This is a genomic window from Rathayibacter sp. AY1F9, assembly GCF_002932155.1.
GTDB lineage: Bacteria > Actinomycetota > Actinomycetes > Actinomycetales > Microbacteriaceae > Rathayibacter.
In genome coordinates, this window is record NZ_PSVA01000058.1 from 1 (window position 1) to 1,556 (window position 1,556).

Here is a 1,556-nt window from a genome sequence, read left to right on the forward strand (position 1 = left end):
GCGCCGTCCTCGTCTAGCGGGAGCGACTCGCCGCCGAGGGAGTCGACCAGCCGCGCCCCGGCGGGGGTGTCGGGAAGCGTCAGGTGCGCCGTGCGCGGGTTCGACGCCAGGTTGTGCACCGCGACGGTCGTGCCGGTCGACGCGGACATCCGGTGCGCGAGCACGCTCGGCTCGTCGCAGGGGAGGTGCGTGTACTCGCCCCACCCGATCTCCGGCGACCGCCGGTACAGCCAGGCGAGGCCCTTCACGTGGGCCAGGATCGAGTCCGGATCCTGGAGCTGCGCGGCCGCGTTCACGTGCTCGGGTCCGAAGCCGCCGCCGGGAGGGGCGGCGATCAGGTCGGAGGCGTCGGCGCGCGAGAACCCGCCGTTGGCAGCGCTGCTCCACTGCATCGGGGTCCGCACGGCGCTGCGGCCCGGGATGTCGGCGTTCTCGCCCATCCCGATCTCCTCGCCGTAGTAGAGCACCGGGGTCCCGGGCAGCGAGAAGACGAGGCTGTGGACCAGGCGGACGCGGCGCGGGTCGCCGTCGACCATCGGCGGGAGGCGGCGGACGATGCCGCGCCCGTGGATCCGCTGCGACTGCTCCGGAGCGAACGCCGCGAAGACCTCGTCGCGCTCGTCGTCGCTCAGCTGGTCGAGGGTGAGCTCGTCGTGGTTGCGCGCGAAGTTCGCCCACTGGCTGCCGACGGAGATCTCGGGGCGGCTCGCGAGCGCCTCGACGAGCGGCGCCGCCTCCTCGCGGGCCAGCGCGAGGTAGAGGCGCTGGTTGCCGATGAAGTCGAACTGCATCGACAGCTCGTCCGCGTCCTCGCCGCCGAAGAAGCCGAGCTGCTCCTCGCGGGTCACGTTGACCTCGCCCAGCAGCATCGCCTCGCCGGAGCGCCGCGAGACGAAGCGGCGCAGCAGGCGCAGCCACTCGTGCTCGTCGCGTTCGCCGGGCTCGATCAGGTAGGGCACCGCGTCGACCCGGAAGCCGTCGACGCCCAGCTGCAGCCAGAACCCGATGAGCTTCGCGATCTCGTCGCGCACGGCCGGGTTCTCGGTGTTGAGGTCGGGCTGGTGCCGGTAGAAGTGGTGCAGGTAGTACTGGCCCGCCTCCTCGTCGCGGAACCAGACGCCGTCCTCCGCGTCCGGGAACACGTTCGCGGGCTGATCGGCGGGCGGCTCGTCGCGCCAGACGTAGTAGTCGCGGTACGGGCTGTCGGGGGAGGAGCGGGCGGCCTGGAACCAGGGGTGCTGGTCCGAGGTGTGGTTGACGACGAGGTCGACGATCACGCGCATCCCGCGGTCGTGGGCGGTCCGGATCACCTCGACGACGTCGCCGTGGTGCCCGAAGCGCTCGTCCACTCCGTAGAAGTCGCTGATGTCGTAGCCGTTGTCGCGGCCGGGGGACCGGTAGAACGGCGCGAGCCAGAGGCAGCTGACGCCGAGCTCGGCCAGGTAGTCGATCCGGTGGACGAGGCCCTCGAGGTCGCCGACGCCGTCGTCGTCCCAGTCCATGAACGTCTTCACGTCGAGGTTGTAGAAGACGGCGGTGCGCCACCACAGGTCGCT

Annotated in this window: 1 protein-coding gene; it reads right to left on the reverse strand. The window is 71.6% G+C overall.

What is annotated here, in order from left to right; translation table 11 throughout:
- On the reverse strand, nucleotides 1-1,556 hold a 1,556-nt coding region (locus C5C37_RS17015; RefSeq protein ID WP_104339344.1), incomplete at both ends, for an alpha-amylase family protein.